Source organism: Phocaeicola sp. GP0067 (assembly GCF_031119655.1).
In the GTDB taxonomy this organism is placed as follows: Bacteria; Bacteroidota; Bacteroidia; order Bacteroidales; family Bacteroidaceae; genus Phocaeicola; species Phocaeicola vulgatus.
The window spans coordinates 25144-50294 of sequence record NZ_JAVHZY010000028.1 but is presented as its reverse complement, the minus strand read 5'-3'; the positions used below and the strand labels follow the sequence as shown (position 1 = coordinate 50294).

At 45.8% G+C, this 25151-nt stretch carries 17 protein-coding genes, 1 tRNA gene and 2 pseudogenes; 10 read left to right on the top strand and 10 right to left on the bottom strand.

Features of this window, described 5'->3' with window-relative positions; all coding sequences use genetic code 11:
- Positions 1-144: 144 nt before the first annotated feature.
- From RE317_RS17455 to RE317_RS17430, 6 genes are all read right to left on the bottom strand, one after another.
- Positions 145-1230 (bottom strand): AMP-binding protein, encoded by a 1086-nt coding sequence (locus RE317_RS17455; protein WP_005840495.1) that lies wholly within the window; start codon positions 1228-1230, stop codon positions 145-147.
- Positions 1227-2282 carry an o-succinylbenzoate synthase gene (locus RE317_RS17450; RefSeq protein ID WP_117616317.1) on the bottom strand — a complete coding sequence of 352 codons (1056 nt, stop codon included), beginning with the start codon at positions 2280-2282 and terminating at the stop codon, positions 1227-1229. The genes RE317_RS17455 and RE317_RS17450 overlap by 4 nt, the downstream gene beginning before the upstream one ends.
- A 77-nt stretch (positions 2283-2359) precedes the next feature.
- Positions 2360-3181 (bottom strand): 1,4-dihydroxy-2-naphthoyl-CoA synthase, encoded by an 822-nt coding sequence (gene menB, locus RE317_RS17445; RefSeq protein ID WP_005840491.1) that lies wholly within the window; start codon positions 3179-3181, stop codon positions 2360-2362.
- The gene (menD, locus tag RE317_RS17440) at positions 3181-4854 is read right to left on the bottom strand and encodes a 2-succinyl-5-enolpyruvyl-6-hydroxy-3-cyclohexene-1-carboxylic-acid synthase (RefSeq protein WP_117873891.1); all 1674 of its coding nucleotides are present in this window, start codon (positions 4852-4854) and stop codon (positions 3181-3183) included. The genes menB and menD overlap by 1 nt, the downstream gene beginning before the upstream one ends.
- Before the next feature lie 26 nt (positions 4855-4880).
- Entirely contained in the window at positions 4881-6023 is a 1143-nt protein-coding gene (locus RE317_RS17435) for an isochorismate synthase (RefSeq protein WP_005840487.1), read from the bottom strand.
- Entirely contained in the window at positions 6020-6427 is a 408-nt protein-coding gene (locus tag RE317_RS17430) for a PaaI family thioesterase (RefSeq protein WP_005840485.1), read from the bottom strand. The genes RE317_RS17435 and RE317_RS17430 overlap by 4 nt, the downstream gene beginning before the upstream one ends.
- A 188-nt stretch (positions 6428-6615) precedes the next feature.
- On the opposite strand from RE317_RS17430, the gene RE317_RS17425 reads away from it, so the two are divergent.
- A complete protein-coding gene (locus RE317_RS17425) occupies positions 6616-8478 on the top strand; it encodes an SLC13 family permease (RefSeq protein ID WP_005840483.1) in 1863 nt (620 codons plus the stop codon).
- On the opposite strand, the gene RE317_RS17420 is transcribed toward RE317_RS17425, so the two are convergent.
- Complete coding sequence (locus RE317_RS17420; RefSeq protein ID WP_005848362.1) at positions 8441-9796, bottom strand: MATE family efflux transporter; 1356 nt, start codon at positions 9794-9796, stop codon at positions 8441-8443. The two genes, RE317_RS17425 and RE317_RS17420, sit on opposite strands and share 38 nt — an antisense overlap.
- Positions 9797-10032: 236 nt before the next feature.
- On the opposite strand from RE317_RS17420, the gene RE317_RS17415 reads away from it, so the two are divergent.
- From RE317_RS17415 to RE317_RS20995, 6 genes and pseudogenes are all read left to right on the top strand, one after another.
- Positions 10033-12534 carry an FAD-dependent oxidoreductase gene (locus RE317_RS17415; protein ID WP_005840479.1) on the top strand — a complete coding sequence of 834 codons (2502 nt, stop codon included), beginning with the start codon at positions 10033-10035 and terminating at the stop codon, positions 12532-12534.
- A 33-nt stretch (positions 12535-12567) separates the two neighbouring features.
- A complete protein-coding gene (locus RE317_RS17410; RefSeq protein ID WP_005840477.1) occupies positions 12568-12897 on the top strand; it encodes a MarR family winged helix-turn-helix transcriptional regulator in 330 nt (109 codons plus the stop codon).
- 32 nt (positions 12898-12929) lie between these two features.
- Positions 12930-14528 (top strand): ClC family H(+)/Cl(-) exchange transporter, encoded by a 1599-nt coding sequence (locus tag RE317_RS17405; protein ID WP_008670961.1) that lies wholly within the window; start codon positions 12930-12932, stop codon positions 14526-14528.
- 9 nt (positions 14529-14537) lie between these two features.
- Entirely contained in the window at positions 14538-15128 is a 591-nt protein-coding gene (locus RE317_RS17400) for an epoxyqueuosine reductase QueH (protein ID WP_005840472.1), read from the top strand.
- Positions 15125-15691, top strand: a pseudogene (locus RE317_RS17395) (tetratricopeptide repeat protein); the annotation flags it as partial. The gene RE317_RS17400 and the pseudogene RE317_RS17395, both read left to right, overlap by 4 nt.
- A gap of 158 nt (positions 15692-15849) precedes the next feature.
- Positions 15850-15996 (top strand): annotated as a pseudogene (locus RE317_RS20995) (transposase); the annotation flags it as partial.
- Between the two features lie 215 nt (positions 15997-16211).
- Here the strand turns inward: RE317_RS20995 and RE317_RS17385 are convergent.
- Positions 16212-16286 (bottom strand) — tRNA-Glu (locus tag RE317_RS17385).
- Positions 16287-16428: 142 nt separating this feature from the next.
- On the opposite strand from RE317_RS17385, the gene RE317_RS17380 reads away from it, so the two are divergent.
- Positions 16429-17718 carry a DcaP family trimeric outer membrane transporter gene (locus RE317_RS17380; protein WP_005841764.1) on the top strand — a complete coding sequence of 430 codons (1290 nt, stop codon included), beginning with the start codon at positions 16429-16431 and terminating at the stop codon, positions 17716-17718.
- Between the two features lie 42 nt (positions 17719-17760).
- Positions 17761-18597 carry a deoxyribonuclease IV gene (nfo, locus tag RE317_RS17375; protein ID WP_008670969.1) on the top strand — a complete coding sequence of 279 codons (837 nt, stop codon included), beginning with the start codon at positions 17761-17763 and terminating at the stop codon, positions 18595-18597.
- A 474-nt stretch (positions 18598-19071) separates the two neighbouring features.
- Here the strand turns inward: nfo and RE317_RS17370 are convergent, their stop codons facing one another.
- Positions 19072-21144, bottom strand: coding sequence for a hypothetical protein (locus tag RE317_RS17370; protein WP_008670971.1), 2073 nt, complete (start codon positions 21142-21144; stop codon positions 19072-19074).
- Positions 21145-21761: 617 nt separating this feature from the next.
- On the bottom strand, positions 21762-23126 hold the full coding sequence (locus RE317_RS17365) for a TrpB-like pyridoxal phosphate-dependent enzyme (protein WP_005841771.1): 1365 nt from the start codon (positions 23124-23126) through the stop codon (positions 21762-21764).
- A 195-nt stretch (positions 23127-23321) separates the two neighbouring features.
- On the opposite strand from RE317_RS17365, the gene RE317_RS17360 reads away from it, so the two are divergent.
- On the top strand, positions 23322-25151 hold the full coding sequence (locus RE317_RS17360) for a TrkH family potassium uptake protein (RefSeq protein WP_008781969.1): 1830 nt from the start codon (positions 23322-23324) through the stop codon (positions 25149-25151).

Genomic DNA, 25151 nt, shown 5'->3' with positions numbered 1-25151 from the left:
TTAATATACTGATAGGAAAACAATTTGAGCTTTCCGTAAGTTGTAGGAGAACACGGAAAATTATTCTTTTTTACAGAAAGAAGGGTGAATTCAAAAAGACCGTTTGATTGGTTTTTGAATTCACCCTTTATGAATGGATCGGAGTTATTTTTGCGCCAGTAATTTGGCTATGGCACGGTCGGGTTTCCCGGTTTCTGTCAGGGGAAGTTTGAATACCGGAACAAAACGTTTGGGACGCCAGTAGGGAGGTAATTGATGTGTGCAGGTCTGTTCTATGTCGTCGGGCAGTTGTCCTTCGGCAAGCAGTACAATGATTTCTCCGAATTTTTCGTCGGGGGCGGAGGTGATCAGGAAAGGAACGGACAGGTGTTCTTTCAATGCGGCCTCTACTTGTTCTATCTGCACTTTTACTCCTCCTGTATTGATCGTGTTGTCTTTTCTGCCTAGAATGCGGAATTGGTTCTGTCCGTTTATCTCGGCTATGTCATTGGTCACCAGTTCTTTTTCGCAAATTTCGGGAGCGTATATCACCAAGGTGTTTTCTTTACTCAGACGGATCTGTATGCTCTCGAAAGGGGTGTACCAGTCTGAAGCTTCAGGACCGTTCAGTCTGCGTAGGGCAATGTGTGACAAGGTTTCGGTCATGCCGTAGGTAGACCATACGGCATGGGGGAAATCTTTTAACGCAGCGTTCAGTTGGGAGTCGATAGGACCGCCTCCGATAATGAGGTGTCTGATTTGTTGCAATATCGCTTTCTCTTCGGGAACTTGCAGTGAGTTATAGACTTGCATGGGGATCATGGCGGCAAAGACGGGTGCTTTTGTCAGGTCTTTTAAAGGATGTCCGGAGGGGGTGACAGGCAGCAAGTCCAGTCCCGCTACCAAGGCACGTATTACCACCATTTTTCCGGCAATGTATTGCAAGGGCATACAAAGCAGGGCGGAATCTTCTTTTTGCAGTCCGAGGAAGGAACAGGTGAGGCAGGCGCTTTCCATCATGCGTTCTTTTTCTACATACAGTTCCTTGGGTTTGCCGGTGGAGCCTGAAGTATGTACCGGCAGGGTGTCTGCCGGGTCAAACCATTCGGAAAGAAAGGAGAAAAGTTCCTGCCGGAAACTTCGGTTGTCGGCAGGGATATTCATTCTTACCATTTCAATTTCCCAGTTGGAGTAGGGGATGCTTTCTATCAGAATGGTCTGTTTGTTTCTATTGGTGCAGAATTTTGTCATTGTTTCAGCCAGTTTAGTAAGTCGGGTTCTTGTTCTTCGGGGTGGAACCAAAGGCAGTCTCCTTCGATGTGAAGCGGATAGTCTATATTGTCGGTAAACAGCAAGCCGGTACCTAGTCCTTGGGGGAGGGCGGGCTGCAAGGTGGCACACCATTGTGCGATGGCATTCAGTCCGATATTGGACTCCAGAGCGGAAGTGACCCATGAGCCGATGCCTCTTTCAGCCGCCAGTTCCATCCATTCTTCGGAGCCGCTGATTCCTCCGTGCAGAGAAGGTTTCAGGATAATGTACTGAGGACGGATGGTTTCCAGCAATTCTATTTTCCGGTCGCGCCGGTTGATGCCTATCAGCTCTTCATCCAGTGCAATGGGAAAGGGGGTGGCGGCACAGAGCCGGGCCATTTCATTCCATTGCCCCGCACGGATGGGCTGTTCGATGGAATGGAGCTGGAATTCGGAAAGACGATGTAACTTTTCGAGGGCATCGGCAGGAGAGAAAGCACCGTTGGCATCTACACGCAGTTCGATTTGGGCTGGGGTGAAATGCCGGCGGATGTGCGCCAGCAGCTCCAGTTCCTTTTCAAAGTCGATGGCGCCTATTTTGAGTTTGATGCAGCGGAAGCCTTGCTGCATCTTTTCCCCGATGCGCCGGTACATCTCGTCAAAGTTTCCCATCCAGATGAGTCCGTTGATGGGGATGCCCTCTTTGCCTTTGCTGAACGGGGTGTGCCAGAATTGCAGGCTGCGTGCCCGGAAATGCAGCAGGGCGGTTTCCATACCGAACAGGATGGACGGATAGGGAAGCAAGGCTTCCCGGTCTATTTCCCCGTTCTTTTCCAAGTTCTTGCAGGCAGTGGCCAACACCTCGTCGTATGAGGGGATATCGTCACAACTCAGGGCAGGGAGAGGGGCACATTCACCCACGCCATAGTGGCGGCTGCCGGTGTCGGTGAGGAGGATGTACCATACATCCCGGGTGGTATATACTCCTCTGGAAGTACCTGCCGGTTGCTTGAAGTGTAATTGTTTTTTTATAATTCGGGTTTGGAACATTCTTATTAGTGATTAGTGGTTAATGGGAAGCAAGGAGGACTATTGGGTTGTCCTCCACCGGAAAAATGAACCACTGATTATGGGAACTTCGGATAATCCTGGAACCGTGGCTTGCGTTTTTCCAAAAATGCCTTTCCTCCTTCCTGTGCTTCCTCTGTCATGTAATACAGCATGGTGGCATCTCCGGCAAGTTCTTGTATGCCGGCTTGTCCGTCCAGTTCGGCATTCAGTCCGGCTTTGATCATACGAAGAGCGAGCGGGCTGTGCTCCATCATCTTTTCTGCCCATGCCACGGTTTCGTCTTCCAGGCGGTCGAAAGGAACGACTGTATTGACCAATCCCATTTCCAGTGCTTCCTGTGCGGAGTATTGACGGCAAAGGAACCATATTTCACGGGCTTTCTTCTGCCCTACGATGCGTGCCAGATAGGAAGAGCCGAATCCGGCGTCGAAGCTGCCTACCTTGGGACCTGTCTGTCCGAAAATGGCATTCTCTGAGGCAATGGTCAGATCGCATACCACATGCAGCACATGACCGCCGCCGATGGCGTAACCGTTTACCATGGCGATGACCGGTTTAGGCAGTGACCGTATTTGCTTTTGTACGTCCAGCACATTCAGACGGGGAACTCCATCTGTGCCGATATAGCCGCCATGACCTTTTACGTGCATATCTCCCCCGCTGCAGAAGGCTTTGTCGCCTGCTCCGGTCAGAACCACTACATTGATATCCTGGCACTCGCGGCAGTAATACAGGGCGTCGCTGATTTCCGAAGTGGTGGTGGGGGTGAACGCGTTGCGGTAACGCGGACGGTTGATGGTGATTTTCGCTATTCCGTTGTAAAAGTCAAACAGAATATCCTGATATTCTTTGATGGTTTTCCATTCTCTTGTTTCCATTATTCATTTTTATTTTTAAGTCCGTGATAATATTCTCTTAACAGGGTGGTGTCTTTTTCCTTGTCGGTAAACACCTCCAGCAGCATGGGTTGCATCCGTGTCTCGGGTGAGGTGAATGGCTGCATCGCTTCTTCCAGCTCTTCTTCTCCGGTCACTTTCATGTAAATAAAGCCGCGTTCTTCCGCCCAGCCTTTGGCGGTGGTGTAATGCTCGGCTGTGATAAACTCCCTGGAACGGCTTGATTTGTCCATTCCAGGCAGGGTATGGAATATTTCTCCTCCTTCGTTATTCAGTAACAGGATGCGGATGTTGGCACCGTAATTTTGATTCCACAGTGCGTTCATGTCATAGAAGAAGCTCAAGTCGCCTATGATGATGAAATTCAGCTTGCTGGAAGCGGCGGCATAACCGATGGCGGTGGACAGGGAGCCTTCTATGCCGTTCACTCCCCGGTTGCAACAGATTTCCACCTGGGGAGGAACTGTAAATAACTGTGCATAGCGCACGGTGGAGCTGTTTGCCAGATGCAGGGCACAGGGTTCGGGCAATGCCCGGATGAGTTTTCCGATAACGGAGATTTCGGAATAAGCAAGGTCCGGCATCGGAATGTTTTTGCAATAGTTTTCCCACATCAGCGGATAATGGGTAGGTTTGTTGTCCAGCAGGAAAGCTATTTTTTCCAAGAACTCAAACGGATCCATCTCGATGACGGTGGTCAGGCAACCGTATAAATCGGCTATCTTCCCGTCGGCGGCAACATGCCAGTGTTCGCGCGGGGGATGATTGCGCAGGTATTTCTTCAATTGTTTGGATACGATGTGTCCGCCGTAGGTAATCAGTATTTCGGGGGCCATGTCTTCCTGGCGTTCCGGTGTCATGGAATAAACGGCGGCGTCGAAATTCTTGATAGGAATGCCGGGGATGGTCTGGTTGCCCAGATGTTCCGTCAGCCAGGCGAAATGTTTATAAAGCGGTTTCACATATTTTTTTTCGAACAGGTAAATCAGATTCATCTGGCCTACCACGACCATGCGCTTGTTGTACTTGTTCAGCCGTTCGATCAGTTCCTTATAGTCACGGTCGTACACGCTCAGTCCCTGATAACGGGTGATGACACGTACTTCGGGAAGTGTTTTGGCGGTAAAGCGGTAAATGGGTTCGGAAATGGGTACATTGATATGTACAGGCCCTTTGCCGTGGTGGGTGGTTTCCAGTATGGCTTCGTTGATAAGGCGGTTGCAAAACCATTCGTCTTCCTCAGTATGTACTTCGGGCAGGTTGACAGACATCTTGACTAACGTTCCGAACACATGGGGCTGGGGCAGGGTTTGTCCGTCCATTTGTCCTATCCAGGCAGCGGGGCGGTCGGCGGAAATGACAATCAGAGGTACTTGTTGGTAAAAGGCTTCGGCTACGGCAGGGTGCAGGTTCAGCAGGGCCGAACCGGAAGTGCAGCATACTGCGGCAGGGCCTCCCCCTTGTAAAGATAGGCCGATGGCAAAAAAACCGGCACTGCGTTCATCGGTTACAGAATAACAAGTGAAGTCCTCTATATTGGCCAGAGTATGTACGATGGCAGCATTACGGCTGCCGGGACAAAGCACTATTTTCCGCACACCGTGCGCTTTGAGAAGTGCCACCAACTGAAGTATGTTCTTTTTGTCTGAATACATTATTCTTCTACTTTAATTGTTTCCATTTATTTACTTATAAAGTCAGGATGAAGGATGCTCCGCATCGTATTCATCTTGTCTCCCGTTTCCATCCATTCCGATTCTACTTCCGAGGAAGCCAGTATTCCTCCTCCTGCATACAGGATGGCTTCACCCGGCTTTATTTCCATGCAGCGCAGATTGACGTAGATATCGGTATGCCCCTCTGTGTCCAGCCAGCCGGTGAATCCGGAATAATAACTGCGGTCGTACCCTTCATTGTCCGGAATAAACCGGAAAGCCTCCTCTTTGGGCAGGCCGCAGACGGCGGGAGTGGGATGGAGTTCTTGCAATAAATCGCCTATATGGTCTGTATTTTTCAACAAGAAATAAAAATCGGTCTTGAGGTGTACCAATTGTCCGGCACGGGCGGTATAAGGACCTTTTTCCGTCATCTTGTTGCCGAATCTTTTGGCGATCCGGCGGATGTAATCAGCCACATAGCCCTGCTCTTCCCGGTTCTTCTTGTCCCAGTCTGTCGGCATCACTTCGTTCTGCATCGGCATGGTACCGGCCAGGGCCACGGTGTGCCATTCTTTGCCGTGTCCGCTTAATAAGATTTCCGGTGTGCTGCCCAGCCAGGTTCCGGAAGCAGGGGTGTGGCATAGGTAAATCATCATGCGCGGATAGTTGTTGCAGGCCCGGACAAAAGCGCCGAGTGGTGAAAAATCATCTCCGATATGTCTGGCGGAAGAACGTGACAGAACCAGTTTCTGGAACCGCTTCTCTTGTAAGGGAGTGATGAAACGCCCGAATGCGCGGGTATATTGTTCTTTATCCGTTTCTTCGGAAACAAAAGGGGAGAGTTCACTTTGCCGGCTTTTGCAGGTGAGCAGGGCATCCGCACATTCCAGTGAAGACAGTGCTTCGCTGATTTCGCTCCAGTCGTATGCGGTGACATCCGGACGGATAAGTACCAAGGGATGTTCCTCCGATATCCGGAAAGGAGCCATGACAAATCCTTTCTTTCCATTCAGTTCCTGAATGTCCGCTAATTGTTCCACATCGCCCGAGGTTTGCAATACCAGGTAGCATTCGTCTGTCCAAGGTAACCGGTAGAGGGCGAAACCGAGGCGGCTGTGTGTCAGGCAATCCAATAATTTTTGCGTATGTATATCTGGTAGATTCATTTCTTTTTCAGTATGAAATTAACGACACGAACAGTAGAAACCAGTTGTCCTTGTGGAGTGGTGATATCTATATTCCATATATGCGAGGATCTGCCGCGGTGAATCAGTTTGCCGGTAGCGAATACTTTGCCTCCGACGGGCACGGCCGACAGATGATTTCCACTTACTTGTACTCCGCAGGCATATTCGCCTTCCCGGCATAGCGACATGGAGCCATGCCCTGCCACAATCTCGGCCAGAGCCAGTGACGCGCCGCCGTTCAACATACCAAAGGGTTGTGAAGTACGATGGTCTACAGGCATTTCGGCATGTACCGCATCCTCGGTGGAGGGTAGAAACCGGATACCCAGATGTTCCGCCATCGAATTCGAATAATCAGGTTTGCAGGTTGTTTCTTCCATCATTTGTATGTCTGTTCTTTTCTATAGGGCTACAAAAATACATAAATTTTAGATGAAAATGTCGTTCATGTTGTTCTTTTAAGAACAAAAACATTCGGGGTTTGTTTCTATTATCGGAATATATTTTTTATTTTGCAAAAAGAACTTGTACAAATGCAACAACGAATGAATAAAACAATAATTTAATACTTATGCTCATTACGATTATTATCCTTGTACTGTCCGCAGTATTTTTTGTAAATGGCAAGATACGGTCGGATCTTGTGGCTCTTTGTGCTTTAGTGGCTTTGTTGATTTTTCAGATATTGACTCCTGACGAGGCTTTGTCCGGATTCTCCAATTCGGTCGTCATTATGATGGTGGGGCTGTTTGTGGTTGGCGGAGCGATTTTCCAGACAGGACTTGCCAAAATGATCAGTTCACACATTCTGAAATTAGCGGGTAAGAGTGAATTGAAATTATTCTTGCTTGTAATGTTGGTGACTTCTGCCATCGGGGCTTTTGTGAGCAATACAGGTACGGTGGCTCTGATGTTGCCTATCGTGGTCAGTCTGGCAGTCAGTGCCAACATGAATCCCAGTCGTCTGCTTATGCCGTTGGCGTTTGCCAGCAGTATGGGAGGTATGATGACACTGATTGGTACGCCGCCCAACCTTGTTATTCAAAATGCGTTGACTTCGGCCGGTTTTCCTCCGCTTTCGTTCTTCTCTTTTTTCCCGGTAGGGATTATTTGTGTGGCAGTGGGTACTTTGGTGTTGCTTCCGCTCAGTAAATGGTTTCTTTCGAAACGGGGGAAAAACGGGGAAGACAATGTTCATTCGGGCAAATCCCTGAAACAGTTGGTGAAGGAATACGGGCTATCCAGTAATTTGTTCCGGTTGAGGGTGGTGGGTGACTCCCGGCTGCATGGAAAGACGATTATAGAGTTGGATATCCGGCGCAAGTATGGATTGAATATACTGGAGGTGCGTCGTGGGGATATGTCACAACACCGCTTCCTGAAAACAATTACTCAGAAGCTGGCCGATCCCGGTACGGTTCTTCAGAAAGAGGATATTCTGTATGTGACGGGGGATTTTGAGAAAATAAAGTTGTTTGCCGAAGATTATCTGCTGGAGATGCTGGACGAGCATACTACCGAAGAAGCGAAAAACTCAGCCAATTCATTGGATTTTTATGACATAGGTATTGCTGAAATCGTTTTGATGCCTTCCTCCAATCTGATAAACCAGACGATAAAGGGGGCGGGCTTTCGTGACAAGTTTAATGTGAATGTACTGGGTATCCGCCGGAAGAAGGAATATTTGTTGCAGGACTTGGGCAATGAGCGGATTCATAGCGGGGATGTGTTGCTGGTGCAGGGTACATGGAACAATATCGCCCGGCTGAGCAAGGAGGATGCCGACTGGGTGGTACTGGGACAACCGCTGGCCGAGGCTGCAAAGGTCACGCTGGATTACAAAGCACCGGTAGCTGCCGTTATCATGGTGCTGATGGTGGCAATGATGGTGTTCGACTTCATTCCGGTAGCTCCGGTGACGGCAGTGATGATTGCGGGTATCCTGATGGTACTGACAGGATGTTTCCGCAATGTGGAGGCGGCTTACAAAACCATTAACTGGGAAAGCATCGTACTCATTGCGGCCATGCTGCCTATGTCGCTGGCATTGGAAAAGACAGGGGCTTCCGAATACATTTCGAACAGTCTGGTCAGTGAACTGGGAACATACGGACCGTTGGCACTGATGGCGGGTATTTATTTCACTACTTCCCTGATGACGATGTTTATCAGCAACACGGCTACCGCAGTGCTTCTGGCTCCTATCGCGATGCAAAGTGCAACGCAGATAGGGGTAAGTCCCGTACCTTTTCTCTTTGCGGTGACACTGGGGGCAAGTATGTGTTTCGCTTCTCCATTCTCCACTCCGCCCAATGCGCTGGTGATGCCCGCCGGACAATATACCTTTATGGATTATGTAAAGGTAGGGCTGCCGTTGCAGATTATTATGGGCATTGTCATGGTGCTGGTACTTCCTTTGCTGTTTCCTTTTTAAGTTGTTTATAATATATGATGCCGATGACGTCCGCTATAAACCATCCGATAGGAATAGACCACCAGATTCCGATGACCCCGATGGCAGGAATGCCGGCAAGCCAATAGGAAAGGGCTACACGGGTTCCCAACGATACCACTGTGAGCACTACGGACATTCCCGGCATACGGATGGCACGATAATATCCGTATAACAGGAACAAAATCCCGATTCCGCAATAAAACGCTCCCTCGATGCGTAAATAACTGATACCGATGTTCAGAATTTCCGTTTCGTGGGGACGGACAAAAATCAGCATCAATGGTTTGGCGAATAAAAAGACCAGAATGGAAATGACCAGAGAGAAGAGAACGGTGGTAATCAAGGCACTTTTCACTCCTTTGCGGATCCGTTCCTCTTTTCTCGCTCCGAAGTTCTGGGCAATAAAGGTGGAAAAGGCATTTCCGAATTCCTGTACCGGCATATAGGCGAACGAGTCTATTTTTATTGCTGCCGCAAAGGCGGCCATGACTACAGTGCCAAAACTGTTGACCAATCCTTGTACCATGAGAATGCCCAGATTCATTACCGATTGTTGTACACAGGTCAGTGCGGAGAACGAAGTGATCTCTTTCAGGCAGTGACGGTCGAAATGCAGGTCGTTGCGGTGTAATCTCAGTTCGGGGTATTTCACGTAGGCATATCCCATAATTCCCAAAGCGGATACTCCCTGTGCGGCTACCGTGGCGATGGCTGCTCCCTTGATTCCCCAATCCAACTGCAAGATAAAGAACAAATCCAGCCCGATGTTCAGTACAACGGAAACCGCCAGAAACCAAAGAGGAGTGACGGCATCTCCTATGGCACGCAGCAATGCCGCATAGAAATTATAGATAAAGGTAAAGCCGATTCCCCAAAAGATAATCCACAAGTAATCATACATCATGCCATAAATATCTTTGGGAATCTGCAATATCCTGAGGATGGGATGAATCCAGACGAAAACCGCTATATTTAGAATCAATGTTACTGTGCCGATCAGCAGGACGGATACATAGATGCTACGGCGTAGGGAATCCGTCCGTCCGGCTCCATATTGCAAGGAAAAAACGGTTCCGCTTCCCATGGACAATCCCAGCAGGATGGAAATAAGGAAAACCATCAGCGTGTAGGCGGAACCGACGGCGGCCAATGCGCCGGAACCTATACATTGTCCTACAATCAGCGTGTCGGCTATGTTGTAACACTGTTGTAGCAGTGAGCCTATAATCATAGGTAAGGTAAAACGTAGCAGAGTGCCGGTGATGCCTCCCTGCGTCAAGTCTATTTTAGATAACATGATGTGTGTCTGTTCGATTCAATTTCTTATTTATTTTGAAATTTATTGCGAAGGTAGGGAATAAAATATCAAACAACAATAGAGATTGTCTATTTAATACCCGGAATGTTCTTTCTCCTTAAAAAGAGTTAACTTGATAATATTTTCCATAGGAAACTTTTTATTATAAGAAATATCATGTATGTTTGCATAAAGTTTCCATTGGAAAATATTAAATCAAATAAAATAGTTCGATTATGAAGTATATAGTAATAGGAGGCGTAGCAGGAGGTGCAACTGCTGCCGCACGTATCAGAAGAAACACGGAACAGGCGGAAATCATTTTGTTCGAGAAGGGAGAATACATTTCGTATGCCAATTGTGGTCTGCCTTATTATATAGGAGGTGTGATTGCGGAGCGGGAAAAATTGTTTGTACAGACTCCGGAGGCTTTCGGGAAACGTTTTAACATAGATGTGCGTACCCGGTCCGAGGTAATAGCCATCCATTCTGCCGATAAGACAGTGGATATTCGTACTTCCGACGGGAAAACTTATACGGAGAGTTATGACAAATTATTGCTTTCTCCGGGTGCGTCGCCTGTTCGTCCTCCCTTGCCGGGCATTGACAATGAAGGAATTTTTACCCTACGTAATGTGAATGATACCGATGCTATCAAGAGTTACTTGCAGCAGCATAAGGTGAAACGGGCGGTAATCATCGGGGCCGGATTCATCGGGTTGGAGATGGCGGAGAATCTGCAGGAAGCCGGTGCGGAAGTGGCGGTTGTAGAGATGGCAAATCAAGTCATGGCTCCTATTGATTTCTCTATGGCTTCTTTGGTGCACGAGCATTTGTTGCAGAAAGGAGTGCATCTCTACCTGGAAAAGGCGGTGGCTTCTTTCGAGCGCACGGTCAACGGACTGGAGGTTATTTTTAAATCGGGCGAAAGGCTGCCTGCCGATATGGTGTTGTTATCCATCGGGGTACGTCCCAATACCTCATTGGCGACAGAGGCCGGACTGGAGATAGGGGAGATGCGCGGCATTAAGGTGAACGATTACTTGCAGACTTCCGACGAGCATATTTATGCGGTGGGCGACGCTATCGAGTTCCGTCATCCGCTGACTGATAGACCGTGGTTGAATTATCTGGCTGGTCCGGCCAACCGTCAGGCGCGTATTGTGGCAGATAACATGGTTTTTGGAAATAAGGTTACATACGAAGGGGCTGTCGGTACTTCCATTGCCAAAATTTTTGATATGACTGTCGCTGCTTCAGGCCTTCCGGCAAAGCGGTTGAAACAGGCAGGCATTGATTATTTGTCGGCAACCATCCATTCCGGTTCCCATGCGGGATATTATCCCGATGCTTTACAGATGTCCATTAAAATAACCTTCTCTCCTGTGAACGGGAAATTACTTGGAGCGCAGATTGTGGGGTATAACGGAGTGGACAAACGTATTGACGAATTCTCGCAAGTGATTAAGCATAACGGAACTGTATATGACTTGATGGCTTTGGAGCAGGCATACGCTCCTCCTTTCTCTTCGGCAAAAGATCCTGTAGCAGTAGCCGGATATGTAGCCGGAAATATACTGAGCGGAAAGATGAAGCCTCTTTATTGGCGCGAGTTGCAGGCTGCCGATTTGAGTAAAGTTACGTTGGTTGATGTCCGTACTCCCGATGAATTTGCACTCGGTGCTTTGAAGGGGGCTGTCAATATTCCTTTGGATGATATGCGCGAAAGGATGAAAGAGATTCCTCAGGATAAGCCGGTCTATTTGTATTGTGGAGTGGGGTTGAGAGGGTATCTGGCTTCTAATATATTGTTACAGAATGGCTTTGGGGAAGTAAGGAATTTAATAGGAGGTTTGAAACTGTATAAAGCGGCAACGGCTCCTCTGCCCAAGCCGAAGGAGTTCTCAAATTCCGGATCTTCAAGTTCTGATTCTTCAAAAGTTGATCATTCTGAACACAGTAAAGATTCTGCTGAAGCTTATACTATTGCCTCTTCCGTCATTCCTTCTATGAAAGCAATAAAAGTGGATGCTTGTGGCATATCTTGTCCCGGTCCTATCATGAAGCTGAAGAAGAGTATGGAAGAACTGGCGGACGGCGAACGTCTGGAGATTGTCGCTACGGATGCCGGTTTCCCCCGCGATGCCGAAGCATGGTGCCAGACTACCGGGAACCGTTTTGTCTCAGTAAAGTCAGGAGCAGGAAAGTATGAGGTAATTGTTGAGAAAAGTACTCCGCAATCTTCTTCCTCGGAGGTTTGCCGGGAGGATAAAGGGAAAACTTTTATTCTGTTCAGTGACGACCTGGACAAAGTTTTAGCTACTTTTGTACTCGCAAACGGTGCGGCGGCTACGGGAAAGAAGGTGACCATCTTCTTTACTTTCTGGGGGCTGAATGCTATCAAAAGATTGGACAAGCCTGCGGTGAAGAAAGATATCTGGGGGAAGATGTTCGGCATGATGCTGCCTTCCAGTTCTTTAAAGTTGAGATTGTCTAAAATGAATATGGGTGGAATGGGAGCCAGGATGATGCGATATATCATGAATAAGAAAAATATCGACTCACTGGAATCTCTGCGTACTCAAGCCATTCAGAACGGAGTGGAATTTATTGCTTGCCAGATGTCAATGGATGTAATGGGTGTGAAACGTGAGGAATTGCTGGATCATGTGACTATTGGCGGAGTGGCAACCTATATGAACCGTGCCGAACAGGCGAATGTAAACTTGTTTATTTAAATTTGCATGGAGAAAATAAAATCAATATGTGTCATGAGAGAGCTGTTCAAGGCTCTCTCTGAACTTGAAACCCGCTTGATGGAACAATATGGAGTGTCATTGAATGAGGCAATGGCACTTTGTTGCATTGGCGGAGATACGCTGACAGCCAGTGTGATATCGGAAAACACAGGTCTGTCTGCTTCGCATACTTCTAAAGTCATCCGTTCCATTGAAGAGAAAGAATTAATCGTCCGTAATTTGGGGGATAAGGATAAACGGCAGATGCATTTTACTTTATCCGATAAAGGGCGTGAATGTTTGGAAGCGCTGAAAGCAAATGAAATAGAAATACCGGAACTATTAAAGCCATTGTTTAAATAAACCCTTCTCTTTTCCATTTGTTTATTCCGGATATGAAACTGGAGAAATGGAAAAACAAGTGGAAGGAGTGGAGCAATCTGCGCAAATGGCAAATATGGAAACTGAAGCTGATTGATGCCCGTCTGTATTTCGTGAGCATATTCGTGGGGCTGCTTACGGGACTGGTTGCTGTGCCTTATCACTATCTTCTCTGGTATTTCTTTGATGTGCGGAAAACTTTTTTCACGGCGCATTATCCGTGGTATTGGCATGTATTGTTGTTTTTTATCTTATGGGGGATTCTGATCTTTGTCGCTTCTTTGGTAAAACGTATGCCATTGATAGCCGGAGGCGGTATTCCTCAGACACGTGCGGCCAATAACGGTCGTATCCGTTATGAGCATCCTTTTAAGGAACTGGTGGCCAAATTCTGCGGAGGTGTGTTGGCTCTCAGTGCGGGGCTGTCCTTGGGACGCGAGGGGCCGTCTGTTCAGATAGGGTCTTATATAGGAACACTTATCTCCCGTTGGGGACATATCCTGAAAGGGGAACGGAAACAATTGCTGGCTGCCGGAGCCGGTGCGGGCTTGTCTGCCGCTTTTGCCGCTCCGTTGTCTTCTTCTTTGCTGGTAATAGAATCCATCGAGCGTTTTGATGCGCCTAAAACCGCCATTACTACCTTGTTGGCCGGCGTGGTAGCCGGAGGAGTGGCTAGTTGGATGTTCCCCACGACTCCTTATCATCTGATTAGTGCGGTCGTTCCCGGTTTATCTTTTATCCGTCAGGCAGAGCTTTATATTATCTTTGCCGCCCTTATGGCTGTCATTGCAAAGTTTTATTCGCTCATCGTTCCTTTCTTTCAAGAAAGGATACCTGCCATGAAACTCTCCATTCCTGTCAAGATGTTGTATTTATTGATCATAGCTTATGCCATATCGTTAACAGAGACGAATCTGACAGGTGGCGGAGAGCAGTTTTTGATGATGCAGGGAATGAATGGAACTCATGATATCCGGTGGCTTACTATCATGATGCTTATTCATTTTGTTTTTACGCTGTTTTCTCTTTCTTCGGGTTTGCCGGGAGGAAGTTTCATTCCTACCTTGGTTACGGGAGGATTATTGGGACAAATCTTCGGGTTGGTATTGGTACAGCGCGGATGGATAGGGTATGAGAATGTGAGTTATATGATGCTGATCGGGATGGTGGCTTTTTTGGTGGCTGTGGTGCGTACCCCTTTGACTGCCATTGTCCTGATAACGGAGATTACCGGTCATTTCGAGGTGTTCTATCCTTCCATCGTGGTAGGTGGGTTGACTTATTATTTCACCGAATTGTTACAGATAAAACCTTACAATGTATTGCTGTATGACAGGATGTTCCGTAGCCATAATCCGGAGTCTTCCGAAGAGGCTGGTGCCCGCTATCATCTTTTTGTCGAGATAATGGATGGGTCTTATTTTGACGGAAAGGAAGTGGATACATTGGCTTTACCTAATCATTGTATCATTCGTAGTATACATCGGAATCGTAAAAACTTACTTCCTCAGGGGCAAACCCTGGTTCCCGGTGATCAAGTGGAGATAGAAATGGATGCGCAGGATATAGAAAAATTATACGAACCGTTGGTCAGTATGGCAAATATCTATTAAATTTGCCGTATGAAAAAGAAATTCCAGCTTGAAGTTCCGGGAGGAGCCGACAAAGTGTTGCTTCATACTTGTTGTGCTCCTTGTTCATCAGCCATCATAGAGTGCTTGATGCAGCATGGTGTCACTCCGGTTATCTATTATTGTAATCCCAATATTTATCCGTTGGAGGAATACATTATCCGCAAGGACGAATGTACGCGGTATGCCCAGTCCTTGGGATTGGAAATTATAGATGCCGATTATGATCATGATGCCTGGCGTTGTCGAATGGCAGGAATGGAGCAAGAGCCTGAAAGAGGAGGCCGTTGCTTGCGTTGTTTCAAGATGCGACTGCAGGAAACCGCACGTTATGCCCACGAACATGGATTCCCGGTTATCACTACTACGCTTGCTTCCAGCCGTTGGAAAAGTTTGGAACAGATAGAGGAAGCGGGCCGATATGCTACGGCTCCTTATCCGGATGTCACTTATTGGGAACAGAACTGGCGTAAAGGTGGATTGAGTGAGCGTCGCATTGCTATCATTAAGGAATATAATTTTTATAATCAGCAATATTGTGGCTGTGAGTTCAGTATGCGGAAAGAAGAAAAGGGAGGATGACGGGAATGAAGATGTTCAAACTGTGGATGGTTGTGATGTTATTGGGACTCTTGTCCGTTGTCTCAGAGGCGCAAGAAGACATAAATAATGCCATTAATGTACAGTTGGAGTATCTGAAAAAGTATCCTAAAGACAAAGACGCGCTTCGGAAAGTTAGTTTTCTCTATCTGAATAAAGCAGATTATGATCAGGCTATCTTTTATGGTCGACAATTGTTTGAGATGGGTTATAATGAACGGGATTACAATGGCGCTGTAATTTATTCTCATATTTGTCTGGGGCAGGCCCATATGATGAAGGGAAATGTAAAGGAGGCTTATAGTCATTTAGGGCAGGCCAGGCTGATAGGTGAAAGTAATAAAAATGATTCCGCCTTATGTTCCGTATATAATGGGCTGGGACTTTATGCATCGAATGTCCAAAAAGACTATTATCGTTCACTTACTTATTTCTTCAAAGGAGTTGAAGCTGCAAGATGTTGTCATTATGACAGACTCTATTCCATTTTGCTTTCTAATATTGCCGGTATTTATTATTTGAAAAATGATAGCACAGGATTGAAATCTTACTTGGGAGTACAGGCTATTTAGGGGAGCCGGAGATATACCTTTCTTTATTTTTAGATTATGCAAACTAACGGTGTAGATTTAATATACCTATAGGCTTTTCAAACTGAGCACTGCGATTAGGGAAGATATTTTCAGACTATACAGATAAAGATGTGGTTCGTGTTAAACTGGCACTTTGGTATAATGAAATTGAGGAGTTTGGCTATGATACATTTACCACGGTTGCAAATTCCATTGAGAATCATTACGAACGGATATTAAACTACTTTGTAAACAGAAGAACAAATGCTGCTGCGGAAGCTTTTAATGCAAAAATTAAAGCATTTAAGGCTTCATTTTGTGGAGTAGTAGATAAGAGGTTCTTTCTGTATGGATTACAAAGGTCTATGCATAAAGGGGAATTAGCAAAGATTAATCCCCCAAGAATTATAACTGATTCCTTATACCGACATACCCTGCACAAAGCAGGGCTACCAAATAAAAAAGCCATCGATTTATCGATGGCTTTTTTATTTGGTAGCCCGTGGGGGAATCGAACCCCCCTTTCAAGAATGAAAATCTTGCGTCCTAACCGATAGACGAACGGGCCATCCTTTTTATCGAGGATTTCTCTCTCGATTGCGGATGCAAAGGTAGTGACTTTTTTTGAATTTGCAAACATTTCCCAAACTTTTTTCTAAACTTTTTGTTCATAGTCCATTGAATTGACTATTTACCTAAACTTAACTTTTATGAAAAGTATCTTTAAATCAATGAGTTGCCTTGTATTGGGCGCAATGATTGTTACGCCGATGTTTGCGCAACAAAAAAAACTTTATCCGGAGCTGGAAGGACCGGGACCTGTTGTTATTATCTCAAAAGATAAAAATGGCAAGGAAGAATTAATCAATGTATTTGAAGAAACGCAACGTCCGCATTTCCATGATCCCCGTGCTCCTCGTTTTTTACTTACTGACCAACAGGGAAAGTTTGCATTGGGTATCGGTGGTTATTTGAAAACTACAATGGAATATGATTTTAATGGGATAGTGGATGACGTTGACTTTATCCCTGCACTCATTCCGCAACCGGGATCCACGTCTGTCCGTAATCAGTTCCAGATGGATGCAAGCACTTCCACTATCTTTTTAAAGTTGGTGGGGAGAACCAAGCATTTGGGTAACTTCATCGTTTATACAGCCGGAAACTTCCGTGGAAGTGGAAAGACTTTTGAATTGCAGAATGCTTATTTATCCTTCCTGGGCTTTACTATGGGGTATGATACCGGATTGTTTATGGACCTTGCCGCAGCTCCTCCGACTATTGATTTTCAAGGACCTGACGGGATGACTTTCTATCGCGCCACCCAGTTGCGTTATGAAGCCAATGTGATGAAAGGTTTGAAAGTGGGTGTCGGTGTGGAAATGCCGTCAGTAGACGGTACTCCGGCACAAGATGTGAGAATCGGTAAGCAGAGGATGCCGGATATTCCTGCCTATGTACAGTATTCTTGGGCAAAGGCTAGTCATATACGTGTGGGAGGAATCTTGAGAAGTATGACTTATGAGGATCAAGTGAATAATAAGGCAAAGTCATTGACCGGTTGGGGGATACAGGCATCGGGGACAGCAAGACTGGGTGGTTTCCAGCTTTACGGACAATATACTTATGGTAGAGGTATTGCTCAATATTTGAATGATATCAGCAACTTGAATGTAGATATCGTTCCTTTGGCCGATGAGTCCGGACGTATGCAGGTACTGCCCATGAAAGGATGGTATGCCGGATTACAGTATAATTTCTCGAAACGGGTATTCGCATCGGCTACGTATAGCCAGTCACGTCTGTTTACAGAAGATTGCTATGCTCACTTTAATGAAACTCAGTATAAAAAAGGTCAGTACCTGGTTGCAAATGTATTCTGGAATGTAAGTCATAACTTGCAGGTAGGTGCGGAATATCTTCATGGTTGGAGAGAGAATTTTAATGATGTGAACCGTGAAGCAAACCGTATAAACTTGAGTGCGCAATATAATTTCTAACTTATTTTTCCTATCTTTGTGTCTATCAATAATGGAAAGAGAATGAAAAAAATAGGTGCACATGTATCCGTAAGCGGGGGCGTGGAAATGGCCCCCGTTAATGCATTAGGGATAGGAGCGGACGCATTCGCTCTTTTTACAAAGAATCAGAGGCAATGGATTGCAAAACCTTTGTCTGTCGAGAGTGTTACTCTGTTTAAAGAAAACTGCGAGAAAGAAGGTTTTGATGCCCGGTATGTTCTTCCTCATGACAGTTATCTGATAAATTTGGGACATCCTGACGAGGAAGGGCTGGAGAAGAGTCGTGCAGCATTTTTGGACGAAATGCAGCGTTGCGAGCTTTTAGGATTGAAAATGCTGAATTTTCATCCCGGAAGTCATTTGAACAAGATATCCATAGAGAAGTGTCTGGACAGGATTGCCGAGTCTGTCAATATGACTTTGGATAAGACGACCGGTGTGACTGCTGTGATTGAGAATACGGCCGGACAGGGAAGTAATGTGGGAAATGAATTCTGGCATTTGAGATATATTATAGATAAGGTAGAGGATAAATCTCGTGTGGGAGTTTGCCTGGATACTTGCCATACCTATACCGCCGGTTATGATATTGTGAATGAATATGACCGGGTCTTTACCGAGTTTGATGAGGTAGTGGGGAGAAACTATTTGTGTGCCATTCACTTGAATGACTCAAAGAAACCATTGGGTAGCCGGGTAGACCGTCATGACAGTATCGGAAAGGGGCTGATTGGTATTGATTTCTTCCGCCGCTTTATGCAGGATTCCCGTTTTGACAATATGCCCGTTATTCTTGAAACTCCCGATGACACCATTTGGCGGGACGAGATTAAAATGCTTCGCAGCTTTGAACCATAGTTTGTGGCTGGATGAAAACATATTTAAGGAATTCAGCTATCATTTTGCTTGTAAGAGCGAGGCTTGCTCGCCCGAAAATAGGCTGATTTGCATATTCTCCCAAGATCGTGCCCGTTAGTTCGGGCAGGCAAAAAAACTTATATTCGTCAATCTGAGTTGGCAAATAGTATTTTCACCACCGTAGGGGCAGGCTCGTGTATCTGCCTGATAGTACGAAAGCAGTTGCAGGTTCTCTTTCCAAAGTATGACCGACCGTGGTCTTGTAAGCAGCTTCTTGACGATAAAGTCGGGAGAGAAGCGGAACTCTGGAGGAGCCTGCAGACTGTTATCTAAAACTTATAAAATGAAGAAACCGACCCTTTTGGGTCGGTGTTCTACGGTAGATGTTTTTCCTTTGCTTGACGGCTATGAGGCAATCCCTGCCCCTACAGCTGAATACATGACAGCACTATCGGACTTTCGGCATCTCCTCATTTACTTGAAATCCGTGCCATACTCCAACCAAAATACCATTGCCCAATCCTGGTCATTGGCAAACGGGTCATAAAGATGAGCTTTTTGTCCGTTCACTTTGTCCGGATAGATAAAGGCGCAGCTTCCTCTTCCGTCTTCGGTGAAGAGGCATAGATTGTTCCGGAAAATATTCAAGGCCCGTTCTGTATATTCTTGTTTTCCGGTCGCTTTGGCATAAAGACGGAAGGCAATACCCGATAAAGTGCTCCAGTAATGTGGGAAGGTATCTCCCCAAATCCGGTCTTTTCCAAACCAATAACCATCCCAGTGACGAATAGCGATGTCATAAAGGTGGAAACTGGGCTGTTTTCCGCCAAATGATTCTAATAAAGGAAGCTGGCTTTCGGCCCCTTTCAGATATTTTTCATCCCCGGTGAGCATATATACATTCAGCAGATGGATAATGGACGGAGCTACGATGCTCTGTTCGTAATTGACTTCGGAGGTCGGATAATTAGGCCCGTTTTCACAAAATACGTCTGCCATTGATTTGAAATCGTTCAGCAGAGTGTCCGCTTCGGCAGTAAATCCGTTTTCTTTCAATAGAGTATAGCCGTAGGTCGGGATATTGATGCAATAAAAACCATGCTTGAAATAACGGACCAGTGCACGCAGTGTGCCGTACCCGTCTTTCAGATATTGTTTATTGCCTGTGGTGCGGAACATGGTAAACCAGAAATCGGCTACCCACGGATAGTTGTATCCCCGGTTCTTGCTCTTGAAGTCTACGGTGGAATTGGTTGTGTAGTCCGGTTTCTGGATGCGGCGGATGAAAGATACGTAGTTGTTCAGGGCATCCATTAATTTTTTGTCGGAAGTACGTTGGTATTGTAGAGCCAGCAGAATCCCCATAGCTACCCTTTCTCTGGCTTCGTCGCAGTCAGAGCGTTTGCTGCCACTTTCTCCGTTGATGTAAAGGGATTCGGTATCGTTGTCATAAACAATGAAGGCACCGCTTCTAGGGTCACCGGGCTTGATGAACTGTTGGTGTCCGGCAATGAACTGACACCGGTGGTTGACCAGGCTGTCAAAGTTGCTGACGGCAAGACACTCTACCGACGTTTGCTTTCCGTTCCCGTAAGCCAGTGTGAAAATCTTCTCTCCGGGTTCATTTATTATGGTGGTATAATTGATGTTGTCACCGCTTACTTCTGCCACTTCTTTACCGTTCAGCAATAGCTTGCCTTTCAGTGAGGGGCAGTTGCTTTTGAACGAAACATTTATTTTTTCGCCTGTTTCTACTACATAACGGTCTGCTGAGGCTATGATCAGACCGTTGTCTATGGCTTTTGCTTGGAATTCATCCCAGTTGTCCGCCGATAGGAGTAACCATTGTATGGTATAACATTCTCCCGGCTTTAAAGTCTTGTCCTGTGGATTAAGTTGGAAAACACCGCGGAAGTTGGAGCTTCCTTTTTTCTGCGAGCGCTCCCTCACTTCATAGCCTTTAATGGCACCTTCTTCCATAATCAGTCCCAATCCGCCGGGGGCTCCGCTCATCCGGGTGCAATAGACATAGGCTTCATTTCCTCCTGCCCATATATGTGCATTGCAACGGGCTTCGTAGCAAGTCCGGGCATCCGGATAATTGTCATTGAAAGGTGTGTTGATGGCAATGTCCTGTAAGTCGGCGTCTTTTTCTCCGGTGTTTGCGAATTCGTAGGATTCTACCAGGTTCCCGTCCCTGTTCCATTTTCGGGCTACGTTTATTTCTATGTCACCTGTCTGGTATTTCACGGTCATGTGATGGCTCGTGTCATGTTTTTTTGTCGGGATATTCCAGGAGTATTCAGTGCCGTTTATCCGAAGATGTCCCAATCCCCATCCATAGCGGGAGTCCACCCATTCGTATTGTGTTCCATCCGTACGCAGGATCCAGTTCATGGAAGTGTCGCTTGTCAGATAAAGTCCGCTTAGCGCCCCTGTTTGTGAGTCGGCTTTGAACGTGATGTTTTTAGGGTAGCTACAACTGCCTAGTGCAATTAATGCCAAAGGTAATGCAGCATACAAGAAAAGCTTCATGATGTTTTTCATACTTATTTGGATTATTGATGTAACTGTGCAAAGAAAGGAATAAAAAGGGAAATTAATTTGTACTTTTCATACATAATCCTGTAAAATAGTTCATTTTCTTTATAAACAGGCTTGAAGTGCCTGTTATTTTGTGGTTTTGAATCATTTTTTAGGTGCGGGTTGTGCGGGATAACGCGGATTTTTTCTTATGATAACATGAGTTTATTATAAGACTAGCTTATAACTGACAGGAATATGAGCAAGACTGATATTGAATTTTAATAATCCTTTTGTCATTTAACTCAAAACCATCCTGTAACGAGTTATTTCTTATATCGAACTTATGTTAATGTTATATCCCGCCGGTAGAGTGGTTTGTGTCTTTCATTGTATGGTTAAGCCTTTTCTATCCTATCCCTAAGCTTAAACGAACGTATCCTTTCTATCTCCATAGCCTTTGGAGTTAACTCCCAAGCTTATGGAGATAACTCCAAAGGCTATGGAGTTAACTCCGCAAGTTTGGGAGATAGAAGTTGTCAGTAAAAGAACCCTTAACCTGAAGGATACAACCGCTTAGCTTGCCGTAGTTTATAGGATAATATATCCTTTCCGTATCCTTCGTTTATTTTATGTCCTGATTACATGTCTTTTATTTCATCCAAGTTCTTCTGGATATCTTCGTCTTTTAACTCATAATTCATCAAGTTACCTGCCAGGTATTGGTCGTATGAGGCCATATCAATCAGCCCGTGACCTGAAAGGTTGAACAGGATCACTTTCTCTTCACCGGATTCTTTGCACTTGTTCGCCTCGCGTACAGCGGCGGCGATGGCATGGCACGATTCGGGAGCCGGAATGATTCCTTCTGCTTGTGCGAACAAACAACCAGCCTGGAAGGATTCTAATTGCTGGATATCAACCGCTTCCATCAGATTGTCTTTCAATAATTGTGAAACGATGACACCTGCACCGTGATAACGGAGACCTCCCGCATGGATATTGGCCGGAGAGAAATTATGCCCCAGTGTAAACATGGGCAGCAACGGGGTATATCCGGCTTCGTCGCCAAAGTCATACTGGAATTTACCACGGGTCAGTTTCGGGCACGAAGCCGGTTCGGCAGCAATGTATCGGGTTTGTTTCCCATTCAGGATAGTGTGGCGCATAAAGGGGAAGCAGATTCCTCCAAAATTGGAACCGCCACCAAAGCAACCGATAATCATGTCGGGATATTCGCCTGCCATTTCCATTTGCTTTTCGGCTTCCAGACCGATAACCGTTTGATGCAGTGTGACATGGCTTAATACCGACCCTAGTGTATATTTACAGTTGGGAGTGCTCATTGCCAGTTCGATAGCTTCGGAGATGGCTGTTCCCAGTGAACCTTGATAATTGGGATTACGGGTAATGATATCCTTGCCGGCACGGGTAGACATGGATGGAGAGGCGGTGACCGTTGCTCCGAATGTCTGCATGATGCTGCGGCGATAGGGCTTCTGATTATAGCTGATCTTTACTTGATAAACGGCAGCTTCCAGCCCGAATACCTTTGCGGCATACGATAGAGCGGCGCCCCATTGTCCGGCACCGGTTTCTGTAGTGACATTGGTTACGCCTTCTTCCTTGCAATAATATGCCTGGGCCAGAGCCGAGTTCAGTTTGTGGGAGCCGATGGGGCTGACACTTTCATTTTTGAAATAAATATGTGCGGGAGTCCCTAGTGCTTTTTCCAGTCCGTAGGCACGTACCAATGGTGTGCTGCGATAGTATTTGTACATTTCACGCACTGCTTCGGGAATTTCAATCCATGCGTCTGTCTGGTTTAATTCCTGTTTGCAAAGTTCTTTGGCAAAAATGGGGTAGAGGTCTTCCGGTTTCAGCGCTTCTTTGGTTTTAGGGTTCAACGGCGGCATGGGTTTGGTCTTCATGTCTGCCTGTATGTTGTACCAGTATTTAGGAATTTCATCCTCTGGTAAGATAAAACGTTTCTGTTTTGTGCTCATAATCTTTCAATTTAATAGTTTTGCGGTCAAAATTAGGTAAAAAAAAGTATTCCTTACTAATTTTCAACTGCTTTTTTGTCGGGAACAATAAAAAAAGGGATGTCAGAGTAAAAATGCGAAGTTATTTGTTATTATAGGCAGAGATGTGAATATTTTGATTAAGTTTGTTTTCTGTTAATGCAAGATGATATCGACATGGAACCTTTACACAAACTATTTATCTATCGTAAGAAGTTAGTAAAACCGTACATAGAGCGATTGCTGAAATGGATGGACGGGATAACTTATATGATGTCGGCCTTGTTCATCCTTACATTGGTTTATGAGCATGGATTTCTTATTTCTTTTGAAGAAATGGAGATGATAAACACGCTGTATCATTTTGTCTGGATTGTTTTTCTGGTTGATATTTCCCTGCATCTTTTATTAAATTACTCGGATACCAAGCGGAAGTACCGGGGACTGGCATGGATACTGAGTCTGATGCTTTATCTGACTTTGATTCCAGTTATTTTCCATGAACCGGAGGTGCAAGGGGGAATTCATGATTTCTGGTCTTTTTTCCACAGTCGTTTATATCATGTGGTGCTGCTCACTTTGCTTTCGCTGCTGCAATTGTCTAATGGGATAGTCCGGCTGCTGGGCAGGCGCACCAACCCGTCTTTGATCTTTGCATCCAGTTTTCTCATATTTATTCTGATAGGGGCAGCGTTACTGATGCTTCCGCGTGCCACTTATCATGGCATTTCCTTTATCGATGCTCTGTTTACCGCTACCAGTGCCATTTGTGTCACGGGGTTGGTTTCGGTCGATGTCTCTTCTACATTCACGTCCGAGGGGTTGTTCATCATTATCATGCTGATACAAATCGGCGGTTTGGGAGTCATGACCCTGACCAGTTTCTTTGCCATGTTTTTTATGGGGAATACTTCGCTCTACAATCAGTTGGTGGTCCGTGATATGGTAAGCTCGCAGTCACTCAGTTCGCTGCTTTCCACCTTATTATATATATTAGGGTTTACCTTGGTGATAGAGGCTGCTGGGATGGGGGTTATTTTTTTAAGTATACATGGCACTATGGGCATGGATATTGAGGAAGAACTGGCTTTTTCTGCTTTCCATTCCATCTCTGCCTTTTGCAATGCCGGATTCTCTACTTTGTATGGAAACTTAGGTAACGAACTGGTACTTCATAATCATAACTTGCTATATATCACTATCTCTTTCCTGGTTATTTTGGGAGGTATAGGTTTCCCGATTCTGGTAAATCTGTATGAAACGGTTTCTTATGAAAGCAAGCGCTTGTATCACCGTTATGTCAAAAAGAATAAGAGGACAATCCGTAAAATACATTTATATAACCTGAATACCCGTATCGTATTGATTATGACGGCTATCTTGCTAGTGACGGGTACTGTGGCCATTGTTGTTTTCGAATGGAATCATGCTTTTGCGGGAATGACGGCTACAGAGAAATGGGTGCAGGGCTTTTTTAACGCAACTTGTCCCCGTACGGCAGGATTTTCAAGTGTGGGCATGACTACTTTCAGTGTGCAGACGTTGCTGCTGATGGTGGTGCTGATGATGATTGGCGGCGGTACGCAGTCTACGGCCGGTGGTGTGAAGGTGAATGTGTTTGCTGTAGTCATGTTGAACTTGCGTGCTATTCTTATAGGTGCCGATAAAGTCAATATTTTCAACAGGGAGTTATCTCATGATTCCATCCGGCGTTCTAATGCCACATTGATTCTTTATCTGCTGATTGTTTTCGCGGGTATCTTCGGTTTAAGCATTCTAGAGCCGCAGGCTTCAGTGATGGCGTTGGTTTTTGAGTGTACTTCGGCACTCAGTACGGTAGGTTCAAGCCTGGATCTGACACCTACTTTGGGAAGTGACAGCAAACTGATTGTCATTGTTCTGATGTTTATCGGACGAGTAGGGGTGCTTACTTTGATATCCAGCCTTATTAAACAGAAAAAAATAACAAAATATAAATATCCGAGTGATAACATCATAATCAACTAG